Origin of the sequence: Actinomadura hibisca NBRC 15177, assembly GCF_001552635.1 — a bacterium.
Classification (GTDB): domain Bacteria; phylum Actinomycetota; class Actinomycetes; order Streptosporangiales; family Streptosporangiaceae; genus Spirillospora; species Spirillospora hibisca.
Genome location: NZ_BCRO01000122.1, coordinates 1 through 13,851, shown reverse-complemented (window position 1 = coordinate 13,851; position 13,851 = coordinate 1). Strand labels below are relative to the sequence as shown.

The following is a 13,851-nucleotide window of genomic DNA, read 5'->3' as shown; positions in this document are numbered from 1 at the left end:
CCGCCATACCGCCCCACACCAGGACCAATACTCCCGCTTTTTGGCACTCCGATTCCCGGACAATGGCCCGGATATGAAAACGCGAACGCCCCGGAAGGACTCCGGGGCGTTCACGCTTTTTACCTACGCGGGGAATCCATGGGCTACTCCGGGGCGCCGCCCAGCGTGATCGCGTCGGCGACCTCCTCCTGCCGGACGGCCAGCTCGCGGGCGTACCGCTCCTCGTCCACCTTCTCGGCGATCTCCTCGTCCTGGCGCATCAGCGCTTCGAGGTCGGCCTTGGCGTTGTCGAGCACGCCCATGTCGAGGTAGGCGGCCTGCACCTTCTCGCCCCACAGCCCGACGTCCTTGACGCACGGCACGATCCGGCTGAACAGCAACGACTGGTAGAGGGTGTACATGTCGGAGTTGTCGACGTACTCCATGCACTCGTCCATGGGCATGTCGAGCTGCTCGAAGACCTCGCGCCCCTTGAACCGGTCGCGCATCAGGTAGCAGCCCTCGACCACGAACTCCTCGCGCTCGGCCCGCTCCCTGCTGGTCAGCTCGGCGTAGTAGTCCTTGAGCGCCAGCCGCCCGAACGCCACGTGCCGCGCCTCGTCCTGCATGACGTAGGCCAGCAGCTGCTTGACCAGCGGGTTGGTGGACATGTCGCGGTAGAGCCCGAACGCCGCCAGCGCCAGGCCCTCGATGAGCACCTGCATGCCGAGGTAGGGCAGGTCCCAGCGCGAGTCCTCCAGCGACTCGGCCAGCAGCCTGGCGAGGTCCTGGTTGATCGGGTACGCCATCCCGATCTTCTCCTTGACGAAGCGCGCGTACAGCTCCACATGCCGCGCCTCGTCCATGGTCTGGGTCGCGGCGTAGAACTTGGAGTCGAGGTCGGGCACCGACTGCACGATGCGCGCCGACACGTTCAGCGCGCCCTGCTCGCCGTGCAGGAACTGGCTGAACAACCACGAGCCCTGGTGCCGGCCGAACTCGTCGCGCTCCTTCTGGGTCATGCGGTCCCAGATGTCGGAGCCGAACAGCGGGTTGAACTGCTCGGGGAGCCCGGCGACGTTGTCCGGATCGACCTCCAGGTCCCAGTCGATGCGCTTCTGCGCGTCCCACTGCTTGTCCTTGCCCTTCTGGTACAGGCTCAGCAGCCGGTCGCGCCCGTCGTCGTACTCCCAGGTGAAGCTGGCGTCGCCCGCCATCGGGACGTTCCAGGTCTCCGTGGGGACCGAGCCGTTGTAGAGGTCGAACGAGGTCACGAGGAAGCCTCCTACGGTGCGGGGCGCCCGGCGGAAGGGCCGCCGGGCGCGGGGGTGCCGCCCACCGCCGCTTTACATCCCTTCGTAACATGTAAAGCAGGCGATGGCCATACCCGACCTTCCGCCCGTTACGGTGATCGCCTGATGAACGAATGGTTCGGGACCGGCGCCGGCGACGCGCCCCGCCTGCGCGGGCGCGCCTTCTGGATCTCCTTCGGCCTGCTCTACCTGATCCCCGTGGGGCTGGAGGCGGCCCGGAACGACGGCGCGCGCCGGGTGCTGGAGCTGGCCGCGCTGGCGGTGTTCGTGGCGGTCTACTACGGGGCGGCGCTCAACCGGAAGAGCTGGTCGGAGCCGTTCACCCGGCTCTCCTGGACGCTGCTGGGCGCGCTCGCGGCGCTGACGGTGGTGCTGCCGCCCGCCTTCGGGCAGCACTGGCTGGGCCTGCCGATCTACCTCGGGATCGTCGGCGCGCTGACGTTGCCGATGAGGGCGGCCCCCGCCGGGGTCGCCGGGGCGATGGTGCTGGCCATCGCGCAGGGCCTGCTGCTCGGCGCGCCGCCGCAGATGATCGCCGTCATCGCGCTGACCCTGCTGTCGTTCGGGCTGCTGATGGTGGCCTTCCGGCACTCGCGCGGGCTGGTGGCCGAGCTGCGCGCCGCGCGCGGCGAGGCGGCCCGGCTGGCGGCCGCCGACGAGCGGCTGCGCATCGCCCGCGACCTGCACGACCTGCTGGGCCACAGCCTGTCGCTGATCGTGCTGAAGAGCGAGCTGGCCCGCCGCGTCGCCGAACGCGACCCGGGCCGCGCGGTCGCCGAGGTCGCCGACATCGAGCAGGTGGCGCGGCGGTCGCTGGCGGAGGTGCGCGAGGCGATCAGCGGGTACCGGCGGCGCGGGCTGGCCGAGGAGCTGGACGGCGCGCGCGCCGTGCTGGCGGCGGCGGACGTGGCGGTGGAGGTGACACAGGCCGGGGAGCCGCTGCCGGAGGCCGCCGACGAGCTGTTCGGGTGGGCGGTGCGCGAGGGCGTCACCAACGTGGTGCGGCACGCCCGCGCCACCCGCTGCGCGATCACCGTCGGGCGGGACGGCGACGCCGCGACGCTGGAGATCCGCGACGACGGCCGCGCCGGACCCGGGCACGTCCCCGGCAACGGCATCACCGGCCTGACCGAGCGCGTCGCCGGGGCGGGCGGCTCGGTGACCGCCGGTCCGCTGCCGGAGGGCGGCTTCCGGCTGCTGGTCCGCGTCCCGTCGCTCGCCGCGGAGGTAGGGTCCCCGACGTGATCACAGTGTTCCTCGCCGAGGACCAGGGCATGGTCCGCGGCGCCCTGGCCGCCCTGCTCGACCTGGAGGACGACCTGGAGGTCGTCGGCCAGGCCGCCGACGGGGACGGGGCGGTCGCGGCCGCGACCCGGCTGGCCCCGGACGTCGCCCTGCTGGACATCGAGATGCCCGGCAAGGACGGCCTGACCGCCGCCGCCGAGATCCGCGCGGCGCTGCCCGGCTGCCGGGTGATGATCCTGACGACGTTCGGGCGGCCCGGCTACCTGCGCCGCGCGATGGAGGCGGGCGCGGCCGCGTTCCTCATCAAGGACGGCCCGGCCGAGGAGCTGGCCGCCGCGATCCGCCGCGTGGTGGCGGGCGAGCGCGTGATCGACCCGGCGCTCGCCGCCGCCGCGCTGAGCGCGGGCCCCAACCCGCTGTCGCCGCGCGAGCGCGACGTGCTGGCGGCGGGCCGGGACGGCGCGACCGTCGCCGACATCGCCGCGCACCTGCACCTGTCGGAGGGCACGGTCCGCAACTACCTGTCGGCCGCCATCAGCAAGGTCGGCGCGCGCAACCGCATCGAGGCCGTCCGCACCGCCGAGGGGCAGGGCTGGCTCTGACGGTTCCGGCCGCGCATACGATCGAGCGATGCGCCGCCCCCTCGCCGTCCTCGCCGCCCTGGTCACGGGCCTGACCGTGGCCGGATGTTCGGCGGACGCGCCGGGGCCGGTCCGCGCCGAGCCGAGCACGTCGTCCCCGGCGGCCGGGTCCAGCGCGGGTTGCGGCAAGCCGTCGCCCGGTTCCGGACGGCACACGTTCGGGGGCCGCGCCTACTCGCTGACGCTGCCGCCCTACGACGGCGTCAAGCCCGTCCCGCTGATCCTCGACCTGCACGGGCTGCACTCCAACGGCTTCCAGCAGGCGCTGTACGGGCGGCTGGGCAGCGCCGGGCCGCAGCGCGGATTCGCGGTCGTCGAGCCGGAGGCCGCGCCCGGCCGCGACGGCTGGAAACTGCCCGGTATGGCGAAAGGCTCCGCCGACATCGCCTACATGGGCAAGCTGCTCGACCACCTGGAACAGACGTTGTGCGTGGACCACGCGCGGGAGTTCGCGGCCGGTTTCTCCAACGGGGCGGGATTGTCGGCGGCGCTGGTCTGCGGGCTGCGCGGGCGGCTGGCCGCGATCGCGCCGGTCGCCGGGCTCAACCTGACGCGGCCGTGCGCGGGCGCGCCGCCGACCACGATCGTGGCCTTCCACGGCGACGCCGACCCGATCGTGCCCTACCGGGGCGGCGAGCCGTTCGGCGGCGACCGCACGCGGGTGCCCGGCTGGATGCGCCCGCTGGACGGCCGGTTCCACCTGCCGCCGGTGGCGACGCTGACCGCGCAGTGGGCGCGGACGTTCGGCTGCGGCCCCGCCGCCACCAAGACCGTCGGCGGCGAGGTGAGGCACGTGCGGTACACCGGCTGCCGCGACGGTGCGACCGTCGAGCTGTACGCGGTGGCGGGCGGCGGCCACACCTGGCCGGGTTCGTTCTCGATCGGCGCGGGAAAGACCACCACCCGTATCGACGCCACCAAGCTCGCGTTGGACGCGTTCGCCGCCCACTAGCACCCGCTCGTCAATGGCCGCCCGTCAGCGCGACTGCAGCGCGTCCAGCCCCACCGCCATCGCGATCACCAGGCGGCGGTCCAGCCGCGCGTCCTTGATGTCCACCACGTACCGGTCGCGCAGCCCGAACTTCTTCTCCACCGAGAAGACGACCTGGTCACCGGCGTAGAAGTCGAAGTGGTACGGCCAGGCGAACGGCAGGTTCTCGGCGTAGGGGATGAAGTTCCACGCCCGGCGCAGCAGCGCCACGCCCTTGTTGCGCTCGCTGCCGGTCGTCACGCCGAGGCCGGGCTGCTCCAGGTGCCAGGTCGAGGACAGCAGCGACTTCTTGAAGTCCTTGCGGAACACCCCGATCGGCTGTCCGGACGCGTCGGTGACGTCGTAGGCCGAGGCGAGGTCGATGCGCTTGCGCGCCTTGAAGCCGAGGATGGGCTGCTTCTTGCCGGTGTCGGCGTACAGCGTGACCTGCTCCTTGAACGCCAGCCGCTTCTGCTGCGCGAACGCGAGCAGCTCGCCCTCGGAGCCGTCGGGGTTCTCGGCGTGCACCTCGTACTGGTTCACCATGAACCGGAGGCGCTGCCGCATGAGGAACCGGTGTTGTTGTTGCAGGGTCGCGTGGTCCACCGGCATCACCTGTTCTGTTGCCAAACGGGGGGTCTGGGAGGGAATGGAGTGTCCCATACCCCTGCGACAGGTGATCTACCGTCGGCCGCTACGCGGAGCGGATGTGCCCGGCCAGGTAGCCGTGGATGAGCCGCTCGGCCTCGGCGAGGATCTCGGGGTCGCCCTCGGGGGTGCGGCGGAAGGCCATCTTGAGCACCGCGTCCCCGGCCTCCACCGCGATCGCCAGGGCGCGCGCCAGCTCGGGGGTGTCGGCGATGCCGAAGGTGCGCACGATCATGTCGCGCAGCCGGTCGGCGACCACCGCGTTGTTGTCGGCGTCGGAGTCCAGCAGGTTGATGTCGGCCACGTCGCCGAACCGCAGCACCCGGAAGCCGGGCACGGTGCGGTGCATGTCCACGAAGATGTCGATGATCACGCCGACGGTGTCGGACCAGTCGGTGAAGGTCTCCTCGCCCAGCCGCCGCGACACCCGGCGGCCGAACTCCTCCAGGTTGCGCAGCGCCAGGGACTGCGCGACCGCGCGCTTGTCGGGGAAGAACTGGTAGACCGAGCCGATGGCGACCTCGGCGCGCTGGGCGATGCGGGTGGTGGTGAGCCCGTCGTAGCCGTCCTCGTCGAGGATCTCGGCGCACGCGTCGAGCATGCGCTGGACGCGTTCGGCACTGCGGCGCTGGGCGGGGCGGCGGCGGAGCGGGGTCCGGATCTCGGTCACCCATCCATTCTCTCCCCATTTACCCACGGTCACGCCGGGGCGTGGCCGGGAGCCCGCCGCCCGCCTAACCCGTGGGGGACACTCCTCTCTCGCGCGGGCAGCCGGGCACTGTCCGCGGAACCCGCCGCGTCAGCGCAGCGAGTCGAAGAGTTCGTCGGCTGCGGGCCGGGTCCACTGGACGCGGTTCGGGTCGTCCGGGTACGGCTCCACCGGCACGGTCGAGAAGCGCACCTGGCCGGTGTCGCCCACGCTCATCGCGAGGTCGAACATCTGCTTGAGCCCGAGGTCCCCGTCGGTGGTGACGGACTTGGTCGCCGCGCGCAGGAACGACCAGACCTTGCCCGGCTCGCTCAGCCGCCGCTTGGCGGTGTCGGCCATCGCCTTCATCAGGGCCTGCTGGCGCTGGATGCGGCCGAGGTCGGAGCCGTCGCCGACGCTGTAGCGGGCGCGCGCGTAGCCGAGGGCCTGCTCGCCGTTGAGCTTCTGGCGTCCGGCCTTGAGCCGCAGGTGGGCCTTGGGGTCGTTGATGGCCTGCGGGACGGTGAGTTCGACGCCGCCGAGGGCGTCCACCATGGATTTGAAGCCGGTGAAGTCGATCTGGAGCACGTGGTCGACGCGCACGCCGGTGGCGGCCTCGACGGTCTTCCACGCGCATTCGAGCCCGGCCTCGTTGAACGCCGAGTTGATCATGCCGGTGCGGGCCGCGACCGTGCCGCCGCCGGGCGCGCGGCAGGACGGGATCTCCACGATGGAGTCGCGCGGCAGGCTGACGCCCCGCACCTTCTCACCGTCGGCGGGCACGTGGAACAGGACCATGGTGTCGGTGCGCGCGCCGTCGTCGTGGCCGTAGGCGGAGTTGGCCCCGGCGCGGCTGTCGGAGCCCACGACCAGGATGTTGTCGGCGTGGGTGCGCTTCTCGGGGCGCGGGCCGAGGTCCTCGGCGCCGACGTGCGTGATGTCGCCGTCCAGCCCGGCGTACAGGGTGTACACCCCGGCCGGGACCAGCCCGAGCAGCACGACGGCGGCCACGGCGAGCCAGACGCGCCGACGTCGCCGCAACTGCCGCCGTCGCGCCTCGATGCGGCCCATCCCGGGATGGGCCGGGTGGCTGCTCATCTCATCTACCCCCGCGAGGCGATGGTCTCCGGACCGTCCTGGCCCCGGACGGGCCTTCCCGTGGCGCGCCCGCGGCTCACGGCCGTCCCATCTCGATCATGTCCAGTGCCGGGCCGGCCGACACGCGTCATGGGCGGGCGGGGAGACGACGGCCGCCACGATCCGTCCGGCGCCCGCCCCCGCGAGGCGCCGTTGGATCGTGTCGGTGCCTTACGGCCCGAATTGGTAACGAAACGGACGCCCTTTCTGTTCCGCCAGTGACGGACGGGATCCGTCTCGACGGTCGGACGGGCCGGATAGACCTTGGTCGCTACCGGCCGCCCGGCCGCCCCGCCAAGATCGAGTCATGAGCGATCCGAAGACCCACGACTCGATCAGCGGGGCGGCCCTGATCGTCGGCTTCTACGAGGGCGTCCTGCCCTTCCCCGCCAAGGCGTTCGACTGGTCGCCGGTGCTCTGCCTGCCGCGGCACCTGGCCGCCCCGTACTGGTGGATCGTCTCGCTGGGCGTCCTGGCGGCGGTCGCGGTGGTCATCTGGAGGATGGAGGCGACGAAGGGGAAAGCCGAGTAAGGGTCGGCTCAGTCCTGCCGGGGCAAGGCGTCGCTCTCGGCCAGGCGCGGGGCGGCGGCGTTCTCGGCGAGGCGGACGCGGACGCGCGCGCCCGCGCGGTGCCCGAAGCGCGCGACCGCGCGTCCGGCGGCGGGCGCGAGGCGCGACACCGCCAGGGCGACGCGGGCCTCCGCCGCGACCGGCACCACCGGACGGTCGTCGCGGACGGCGCGCAGGATCGCCTGCGCGACGCGTTCGGGCGGGTAGGCGCGCCGCCGGAACGACCGTTCGGCCTGCTCCTTGAGGCGGTCGGCCAGCGCGGCGGGGATACCCACGTACCGGGAGTTCCGGGTGATCGGCGTGTCGATCACGCCGGGGCAGATCGCCGAGACGCCCACGCCGAACTCGGCCAGGTCCAGCCGCAGGCACTCGCTGAGCTGGAGCACCGCCGCCTTGGTCGCCGAGTAGGCGGGCAGCTCGGCGGTCGGCGCGTAGGCGGCCATCGAGGCGATGTTGACCAGGTGGCCGCCCTCGCCGCGCGCGACCATCTGCCGCCCGAACAGGCGGCAGCCCCGGTAGACGCCGTCCAGGTTGACGGCGCGGACGCGCTCCCAGTCCTGCTCGCCGGTGTCCAGCAGCGACCCGGCGACGCCGATCCCGGCGTTGTTGACGACCACGTCGGGCACCCCGAAGGTCGCCTGGACGTAGTCGGCGAACCGGTCCATCGCGTCGGCGTCGGCCACGTCCACGCCGTAGACGTGGGCCTCGCCGCCCGCCGCGACGATCTCGTCCACGGTGCGCTTGGCCGCGCCTTCGTCGATGTCGGCGACCACGACCCGCGCGCCCTCGGCGGCGAACGCGTGCGCGGTGGCGCGGCCGATGCCGCTGCCGCCGCCCGTCACCACGGCGAGCCGGCCGCCGAACTCCCTGGCGGGGTCGGCGGCGGCGCGGGCGCGCGCCAGGCCGCCGCTCTCCGGGCCGCCCTCGACGTGCTCCACGAACTCGCCGATCCACGCCGCGACCTGGTCGGGACGGCTGCGCGGGGCCCAGTGCCCGGCCGCGAGCCGCCGCACGTACAGGCGGTCGACGCGGCCCCGGCTGCACAGCAACATCCCCTCGGTCGCGTAGCGGTCGCCGGTGGGCGCGATGACCTGCACCGGGACGTCGGCGCGCCCGTCGCCCGGCGCGTCCTGGAGGCGGCGCAGGTTGGCGCGGTACAGGCCCAGGCCGTTGCGCGCGTCCCGGGCGATGGTGTCGGCGGGGTGGCCCGGCCGGGGTCGCGCCTGCTCCAGTTCGGTCAGGACGCGTCCGAAGGCCGCCGAGAGCAGCCGCGCGAAGGCTTCACCGGAGCGGGGGGCGATGAAGACCGGCATGTAGGCGCTGCGCCGCACCTGGCCCAGCACCTCGGCCACACCGCGCGGCCCCGACCGCAGCCGCTCGCGCGCCCACGGCAGCACGTGCTGGCGCGCGGGCCCCGACAGCGAGGTGAACGAGGCGATCCGGCCGCGCAGCCGGTCGCCCGACACCGCCTCCCAGCCTTGCAGGGAGCCGAAGTCGTGGCCGACGAGATGGACGGGGCCGGTCGCGCCGACCCCGTCCAGCACCGCCTCCAGATCGCCGAGCAGGGCGTCCATGCCGTAGTCGAGCGGGTCGGCGGGGGCGGTCGAGGCGCCCGCGCCGCGCACGTCGTAGACGACCACGCGGAAGCGGGTGGCGAGCCGTTCGACCACCTCGTCCCACATCGCGCCGGTGTCGGGGTACCCGTGCACCAGCACGACCGTGGGGCGGCCCTCCGCGCCGCGCTCGCGCACGGCCAGCTCGATCCCGCCCGACCTCACCCGGTGGTCCCGCATACCGTTCACCTGCCCGTCCGAGGGTGCTTCTTCCAGTGAACGTACGCGCTCAGCAAGGCGTGTCCAGTGTGGCTGGCCGGGTGTTACGGGCGGGCGGCGAGGCCCGTGCAGGAGCGCAGCCCGTTCCAGCGCCTGGTCTCCGCGACGGCGGCGGCCCCCGTCATCAGGCGTGGCAGGCCGCCCGAGATCATCGCGGGCTTCCACTTCGCGGCCGACACCTTGCCGCCGTCCAGGCGCAGCACCAGCACGCCGGAGTTGGCGGTCTGCCCGCGCGCCGAGGAGAACACGAAGTTGCCCATGCCGTAGTGGACGTACTTGCCGTTCAGGTAGCCGCCGCCGAGCGGGATGTGCGCGTGGCCGCCGACCACCACGTCCGCGCCCGCCGCGACCAGCTGCTTGGCCAGGTCCTGCTGGCGCGGCAGCGGGCAGGACCTCATCTCCTGGCCCCAGTGCAGGTGGACGATCACGTAGTCCGAACCCTTGCGGGCCTCGCGGACGGCCCGCACCATCCGGGGCACGTCCTTGGCCGAGGCGAGGCCGCCCTTGGCGTCGGTCGCCGTCCACGCCGAGATCAGGTGGTCGTCCAGCACCTGGGTCGCGCCGACGATCGCCAGCCGGTTGCCCTTCACCGTGACGCGGTGCGCGCGGTACGCCTCGGCGGCGTCCTTGCCGATCCCGACCGTGGGGAACCCGGTGCGCCTGATGGCCTTCAACGAGTCGCGCAGCCCGGACTCCATGAAGTCCATGCCGTGGTTGTTGGCCATCGAGGTGACGTCGACCCCGGCGCCCTTGAGCGCGGTGAACGCCGTCGCCGGGGCGCGGAACGTGAACTCCTTGCCGGGCGCGGGCGACCCGGCGGTCGTGATGGCGGTCTCCAGGTTGACCATGGAGAGGTCGGCGGCGCGCAGCGTCTTCGCGATGGGGCCGAGCGCGGTCGCCGGGTTGGCGAGCCGGGACCGCAACATGCCCTCGAAGTGGGTGTCGCCGCCGAACGCCAGGGTGATCGGCTGCTTGGCCGCCTCGGCGGGCGGGGGCGCGCCGCCCTTGTCCTTCTGCCGGGCGGTGGCCGGGGGCTTGCCGGCGCCGGTGTCGCCCTTGGCCTCGGGATCGCCCCCGCCACAGGCGGCGGCGCCCAGCGACAACGTCCCGGCCAGGGCCGTCAACGTGAGCACGTTCCTGCGCATCGGGGGGCCTCCTCGTTCGGTCCGGGCCACAGCATGCCACGGGGGGCCGACCGTTCCGCACCCGATCGCCGTCGATCGGCCGGGAACATGCCGCGCCTTGACGCCCCGCACACCAAGATCATCATGCCCTGGTCTTCGATCCACGTGAAACATCCCGTGAAACATCGGCGGGTCAGGCCGTGACGTCCGCGCAGTTGCGCAACCCCTCCCACTCGGTGCGGGCCTGCTGCGCCGCGACGCCTTCCAGCGGCTTCGGAACGCCACCCTCGATCATCGCCGGGGCCCAGTCGGCGGTGCTCACCTTCTTGGCCTTGGGGTCGAACGTCAGGGTGAGCACGCCGGTCCTCCCGGTGCGCGGACCGGAGTTGTAGAAGACGAAGTTGCCCAGGCCGTAGTGCACGTACTTGCCCTTGAGGAAGCCGCCCGCCTGGAGGACGTGCGCGTGGCTGCCGACGATCGCGTCCGCCCCCGCGTCGGCGAGCTTCGCGGCGAGCTGGCGCTGCACCGGGGTGGCGCAGGAGTTCAGCTCCTGTCCCCAGTGCAGGTTGACGAGCACGAAGTCGGCGCTCTTGCGGGCCTCCTGCACGGCGCGGACGATGCGCGGCTCGTCCTTGGCGGAGGCGAGGCCCGCCTTGGCGTCGGTGGCCGTCCAGGCGGTGACGAGGTTGTCGTCCAGCACCCGGGTCGCGCCGATGACGGCGACCTTGCTGCCCTTCACGGTGGTGGTCCACGGCCGGTAGGCGTCGGCGGCGTTCCGGCCGATGCCCACGACGGGGAAACCATGCTGCTTGGCGGCGTTCAGCGAGTCCTGGAGGCCGGTCTCGCCGTAGTCCATGCCGTGGTTGTTGGCCATGGTCACCACGTCGACGCCCGCCGAGCGCAGCGCGCGGAAGGCGGTGGGCGGGGCGCGGAAGGCGAACTGCTTGGGCGCGGGCGTGCCGCCCTCGGTGATCGCCGTCTCCAGGTTGACCATCGCGAGGTCGGCCCGGCGCAGGTTGGCGGCGATCGGGCCGAGCGCGTCGTCGGGCGCGCTGGCCAGGCGGTTCGCCAGCGATCCGGCGAAGTGGACGTCGCCGCCGAACGCGACGGTGAAGGGGGCCTTGGCGGGCCCGTCGCCGCCGAGGTCGAGGGGCGATCCGCCGCAACCGGCGGCCAGCGCCCCGAGCGCGGCGATCGTGCCCGCGCGTCGCCAGTTCCTCACGACGTCCTCCCGCTTTGTCCTGGTCCCGCCCGCTTGGACGCCGTGGAGGCGCGCGGAGTTCGCGAACTGGATCGGCACAAAAACTGGGATCAATCGTTAAGTTGAACCATTCAAGATTAGGGCGTAGGTTGAGCCGCATGACAACGACCCCGACACCCGCCGCCGACGCCCTGCGCGGCGCGGGCCTGCGGGTGACGGCGGCCCGGGTGGCGATCCTGGACACCGTCCGCGCGGGCCACCACCTCGACGTCGAGACGATCACCGGCGGCGTCCGCGACCGCGTCGGCCACGTCTCGACGCAGGCGGTCTACGAGGCCCTGCACGCCCTGACGGCCGCCGGGCTGGTCCGCCGCATCGAACCGGCCGGCAGCCCCGCCCGGTTCGAGGGGCGCGTCGGCGACAACCACCACCACCTGGTGTGCCGCCGCTGCGGGGCCGTCGAGGACGTCGACTGCGCCGTGGGGCACGCGCCCTGCCTGGACCCGTCGGACGCCGCCGGGTTCCTGGTGGACGAGGCCGACGTCACCTACTGGGGCCTGTGCCCCGCGTGCCGCGCCGACACCGCGCATTCACCGAGCAAGGGAGCAGGAGGAACCGCGCCATGACCGAACGGCCCGTCACCACCACCGACGCCGGACAACCCGCGCCGAGCGACGAGCACTCGCAGTCGGTGGGCCCCAACGGCCCGCTGCTGCTGCAGGACCACTACCTGATCCAGAAGATGGCGCACTTCAACCGCGAGCGTGTGCCCGAGCGGGTGGTGCACGCCAAGGGCGGCGGCGCGTACGGCGTCCTGGAGATCACCGAGGACGTCAGCCAGTACACGAAGGCGAAGCTGTTCCAGCCCGGCGCGCGCACCGAGTCGCTGGTGCGCTTCTCGACGGTGGCCGGCGAGAACGGCAGCGCCGACACCGCGCGCGACCCGCGCGGCTTCGCGATGAAGTTCTACACCGAGGACGGCAACTACGACATCGTCGGCAACAACACGCCGATCTTCTTCATCCGCGACCCGCAGAAGTTCTCCGACTTCATCCACTCGCAGAAGCGCCGCGCCGACAACCACCTGCACGACCACAACATGCAGTGGGACTTCTGGACGTTGTCGCCGGAGTCGGCCCACCAGGTGAGCTTCCTGATGACCGACCGGGGCACCCCGGCGTCGTGGCGGCACATGCACGGCTTCGGGTCGCACACCTTCCTCTGGTACAACGCGGCCGGCGACAAGTTCTGGGTGAAGTACCACTTCAAGACCGACCAGGGCATCCGGAACCTCACGGCCGCCGAGGCGAAGGCGGCCGAAGCGGCCGACCCGGACCTGCACACCCGCGACCTGTTCGAGGCGATCAGGCGGGGCGAGCACCCGTCCTGGACGGTGAACGTGCAGATCATGCCGTTCGAGGACGCGGCCGACTACCGGTTCAACCCGTTCGACCTGACGAAGGTGTGGCCGCACAGCGACTACCCGGAGATCACGATCGGGCGATGGACGCTGAACCGGAACCCGGAGAACTACTTCGCCGAGATCGAGCAGGCGTCGTTCGAGCCGTCGAACTTCGTGCCGGGCATCGGCCCGTCCCCGGACAAGATGTTGCAGGGCCGCCTGTTCTCCTACCCGGACGCGCACCGCTACCGGATCGGCCCGAACTACCTGCAACTGCCGGTGAACCGCCCGAAGAACGAGGTGCACTCGTACAACTTCGACGGCCCGATGACGTTCCAGAACCCGGCCGACCCGGTGTACGCGCCCAACAGCGCGGGCGGCCCGGCGGCGGACCCGACGTTGTGGAGCGGGGAGCAGTACGGGGTGGCGGGCGAGATCGTGCGGAGCGCGTACCAGCTGCACCGGGAGGACGACGACTTCAGCCAGCCTCGGGCGCTGTGGGAGAAGGTGCTGTCGGAGGTCGACCGGGAGCACATGGTCGCGAACATCACGGGTCATGCTTCGGCTCCTGAGGTGACTGAGGAGATGAAGAGGCGGGTTGTGCAGTACTGGCGCAATGTGCACAAGGACTTGGGGGATGGGGTTGCTTTGGGGTTGGGGGTTGATGGGGGCTGAGGTTGGTGGCTGACGACCGCATGGCCCGTCTCGCGCGTCTGACGCGCGGGGCGGGCCTTTGCTTTATGAACGCCGTGTGGGTTGGGGGTGGTGCTCTGGTGCAGGGCGCGGGGCTGAGGCAGGTGGTCGGGTGCGGGAAACCCGGGCGGGGTGGGGTTGTTGGGTATCTGGATCCACCCCGTGCAGGCTGGGGTTGTTGGTCGGGTGTAGGGCGCGGTGCCGGGGTGGGTGGTCGGGTGCGGGAAACCTGCGCGGGCTGGGGTCGCTGGGTATCTGCACCAACCCCGTGCGGGCTGGGAGTTGTTGGTTGAGTGCGGGAAACCCGCACGGGCTGGGGTTGGTGGGGATGTGCGCAAACCCGCGCGGGGCCGGGGTCGCTGGTTGGGCGCGGGGCGCGGGGTTGGGCTTGGGCGGTCTGGTGTAGA

At 72.3% G+C, this 13,851-nt stretch carries 13 protein-coding genes; 6 read left to right on the top strand and 7 right to left on the bottom strand.

Features of this window, described 5'->3' with window-relative positions:
• Nucleotides 1-143 precede the first annotated feature (143 nt).
• On the bottom strand, nt 144-1,253 hold the full coding sequence (locus AH6_RS39300) for a ferritin-like domain-containing protein (protein ID WP_067491041.1): 1,110 nt from the start codon (nt 1,251-1,253) through the stop codon (nt 144-146).
• A gap of 144 nt (nt 1,254-1,397) precedes the next feature.
• Between AH6_RS39300 and AH6_RS39295 the strand changes: the two genes are divergently transcribed.
• Genes AH6_RS39295 through AH6_RS39285 form a run of 3 tightly spaced genes read left to right on the top strand, consistent with a single transcriptional unit; the run spans nt 1,398 to nt 4,130 of the window.
• A complete protein-coding gene (locus AH6_RS39295) occupies nt 1,398-2,537 on the top strand; it encodes a sensor histidine kinase (protein WP_067491039.1) in 1,140 nt (379 codons plus the stop codon).
• The gene (locus tag AH6_RS39290; RefSeq protein WP_067491037.1) at nt 2,534-3,139 is read left to right on the top strand and encodes a response regulator transcription factor; all 606 of its coding nucleotides are present in this window, start codon (nt 2,534-2,536) and stop codon (nt 3,137-3,139) included. The genes AH6_RS39295 and AH6_RS39290 overlap by 4 nt, the downstream gene beginning before the upstream one ends.
• 28 nt (nt 3,140-3,167) lie before the next feature.
• Nucleotides 3,168-4,130 (top strand): CE1 family esterase, encoded by a 963-nt coding sequence (locus AH6_RS39285; protein WP_067491035.1) that lies wholly within the window; start codon nt 3,168-3,170, stop codon nt 4,128-4,130.
• A 24-nt stretch (nt 4,131-4,154) separates the two neighbouring features.
• Here AH6_RS39285 and AH6_RS39280 read toward each other — a convergent pair whose 3' ends face one another.
• From AH6_RS39280 to AH6_RS39270, 3 genes are all read right to left on the bottom strand, one after another.
• The gene (locus AH6_RS39280) at nt 4,155-4,760 is read right to left on the bottom strand and encodes an LURP-one-related family protein (protein WP_067491033.1); all 606 of its coding nucleotides are present in this window, start codon (nt 4,758-4,760) and stop codon (nt 4,155-4,157) included.
• 82 nt (nt 4,761-4,842) lie between these two features.
• Nucleotides 4,843-5,466, bottom strand: a complete 624-nt coding sequence (locus AH6_RS39275; protein WP_067491031.1) for a TetR/AcrR family transcriptional regulator — start codon at nt 5,464-5,466, stop codon at nt 4,843-4,845.
• A gap of 129 nt (nt 5,467-5,595) precedes the next feature.
• Entirely contained in the window at nt 5,596-6,582 is a 987-nt protein-coding gene (locus AH6_RS39270) for an LCP family protein (protein ID WP_083983898.1), read from the bottom strand.
• Between the two features lie 346 nt (nt 6,583-6,928).
• Here AH6_RS39270 and AH6_RS39265 point away from each other — a divergent pair, with 346 nt between their 5' ends.
• The gene (locus tag AH6_RS39265) at nt 6,929-7,153 is read left to right on the top strand and encodes a hypothetical protein (RefSeq protein WP_067491027.1); all 225 of its coding nucleotides are present in this window, start codon (nt 6,929-6,931) and stop codon (nt 7,151-7,153) included.
• A gap of 8 nt (nt 7,154-7,161) precedes the next feature.
• Here the strand turns inward: AH6_RS39265 and AH6_RS39260 are convergent, their stop codons facing one another.
• The 3 genes from AH6_RS39260 to AH6_RS39250 form a co-directional block, all read right to left on the bottom strand.
• A complete protein-coding gene (locus AH6_RS39260; RefSeq protein WP_067491025.1) occupies nt 7,162-8,985 on the bottom strand; it encodes an SDR family oxidoreductase in 1,824 nt (607 codons plus the stop codon).
• 83 nt (nt 8,986-9,068) lie between these two features.
• Nucleotides 9,069-10,169 (bottom strand): CapA family protein, encoded by a 1,101-nt coding sequence (locus AH6_RS39255; RefSeq protein ID WP_067491023.1) that lies wholly within the window; start codon nt 10,167-10,169, stop codon nt 9,069-9,071.
• 172 nt (nt 10,170-10,341) lie between these two features.
• Nucleotides 10,342-11,370: a CapA family protein gene (locus AH6_RS39250; protein ID WP_067491021.1), complete on the bottom strand. Its 1,029-nt coding sequence runs from the start codon at nt 11,368-11,370 to the stop codon at nt 10,342-10,344.
• Between the two features lie 137 nt (nt 11,371-11,507).
• Between AH6_RS39250 and AH6_RS39245 the strand changes: the two genes are divergently transcribed.
• Both AH6_RS39245 and AH6_RS39240 read left to right on the top strand, forming a co-directional pair.
• A complete protein-coding gene (locus tag AH6_RS39245) occupies nt 11,508-11,975 on the top strand; it encodes a Fur family transcriptional regulator (RefSeq protein ID WP_067491019.1) in 468 nt (155 codons plus the stop codon).
• Nucleotides 11,972-13,426 (top strand): catalase, encoded by a 1,455-nt coding sequence (locus AH6_RS39240; protein ID WP_067491017.1) that lies wholly within the window; start codon nt 11,972-11,974, stop codon nt 13,424-13,426. Before AH6_RS39245 ends, AH6_RS39240 begins: the two co-directional genes overlap by 4 nt.
• Nucleotides 13,427-13,851 lie beyond the last annotated feature (425 nt).

Coding starts and splice junctions, on each gene's coding strand:
- AH6_RS39295 (WP_067491039.1), top strand. CDS start 1,398: ATGAACGAATGGTTCGGGACCGGCGCCGGCGACGCGCCCCGCCTGCGC.
- AH6_RS39285 (WP_067491035.1), top strand. CDS start 3,168: ATGCGCCGCCCCCTCGCCGTCCTCGCCGCCCTGGTCACGGGCCTGACC.
- AH6_RS39280 (WP_067491033.1), bottom strand. CDS start 4,760: ATGCCGGTGGACCACGCGACCCTGCAACAACAACACCGGTTCCTCATG.
- AH6_RS39270 (WP_083983898.1), bottom strand. CDS start 6,582: ATGAGCAGCCACCCGGCCCATCCCGGGATGGGCCGCATCGAGGCGCGA.
- AH6_RS39265 (WP_067491027.1), top strand. CDS start 6,929: ATGAGCGATCCGAAGACCCACGACTCGATCAGCGGGGCGGCCCTGATC.
- AH6_RS39260 (WP_067491025.1), bottom strand. CDS start 8,985: ATGCGGGACCACCGGGTGAGGTCGGGCGGGATCGAGCTGGCCGTGCGC.
- AH6_RS39255 (WP_067491023.1), bottom strand. CDS start 10,169: ATGCGCAGGAACGTGCTCACGTTGACGGCCCTGGCCGGGACGTTGTCG.
- AH6_RS39245 (WP_067491019.1), top strand. CDS start 11,508: ATGACAACGACCCCGACACCCGCCGCCGACGCCCTGCGCGGCGCGGGC.
- AH6_RS39240 (WP_067491017.1), top strand. CDS start 11,972: ATGACCGAACGGCCCGTCACCACCACCGACGCCGGACAACCCGCGCCG.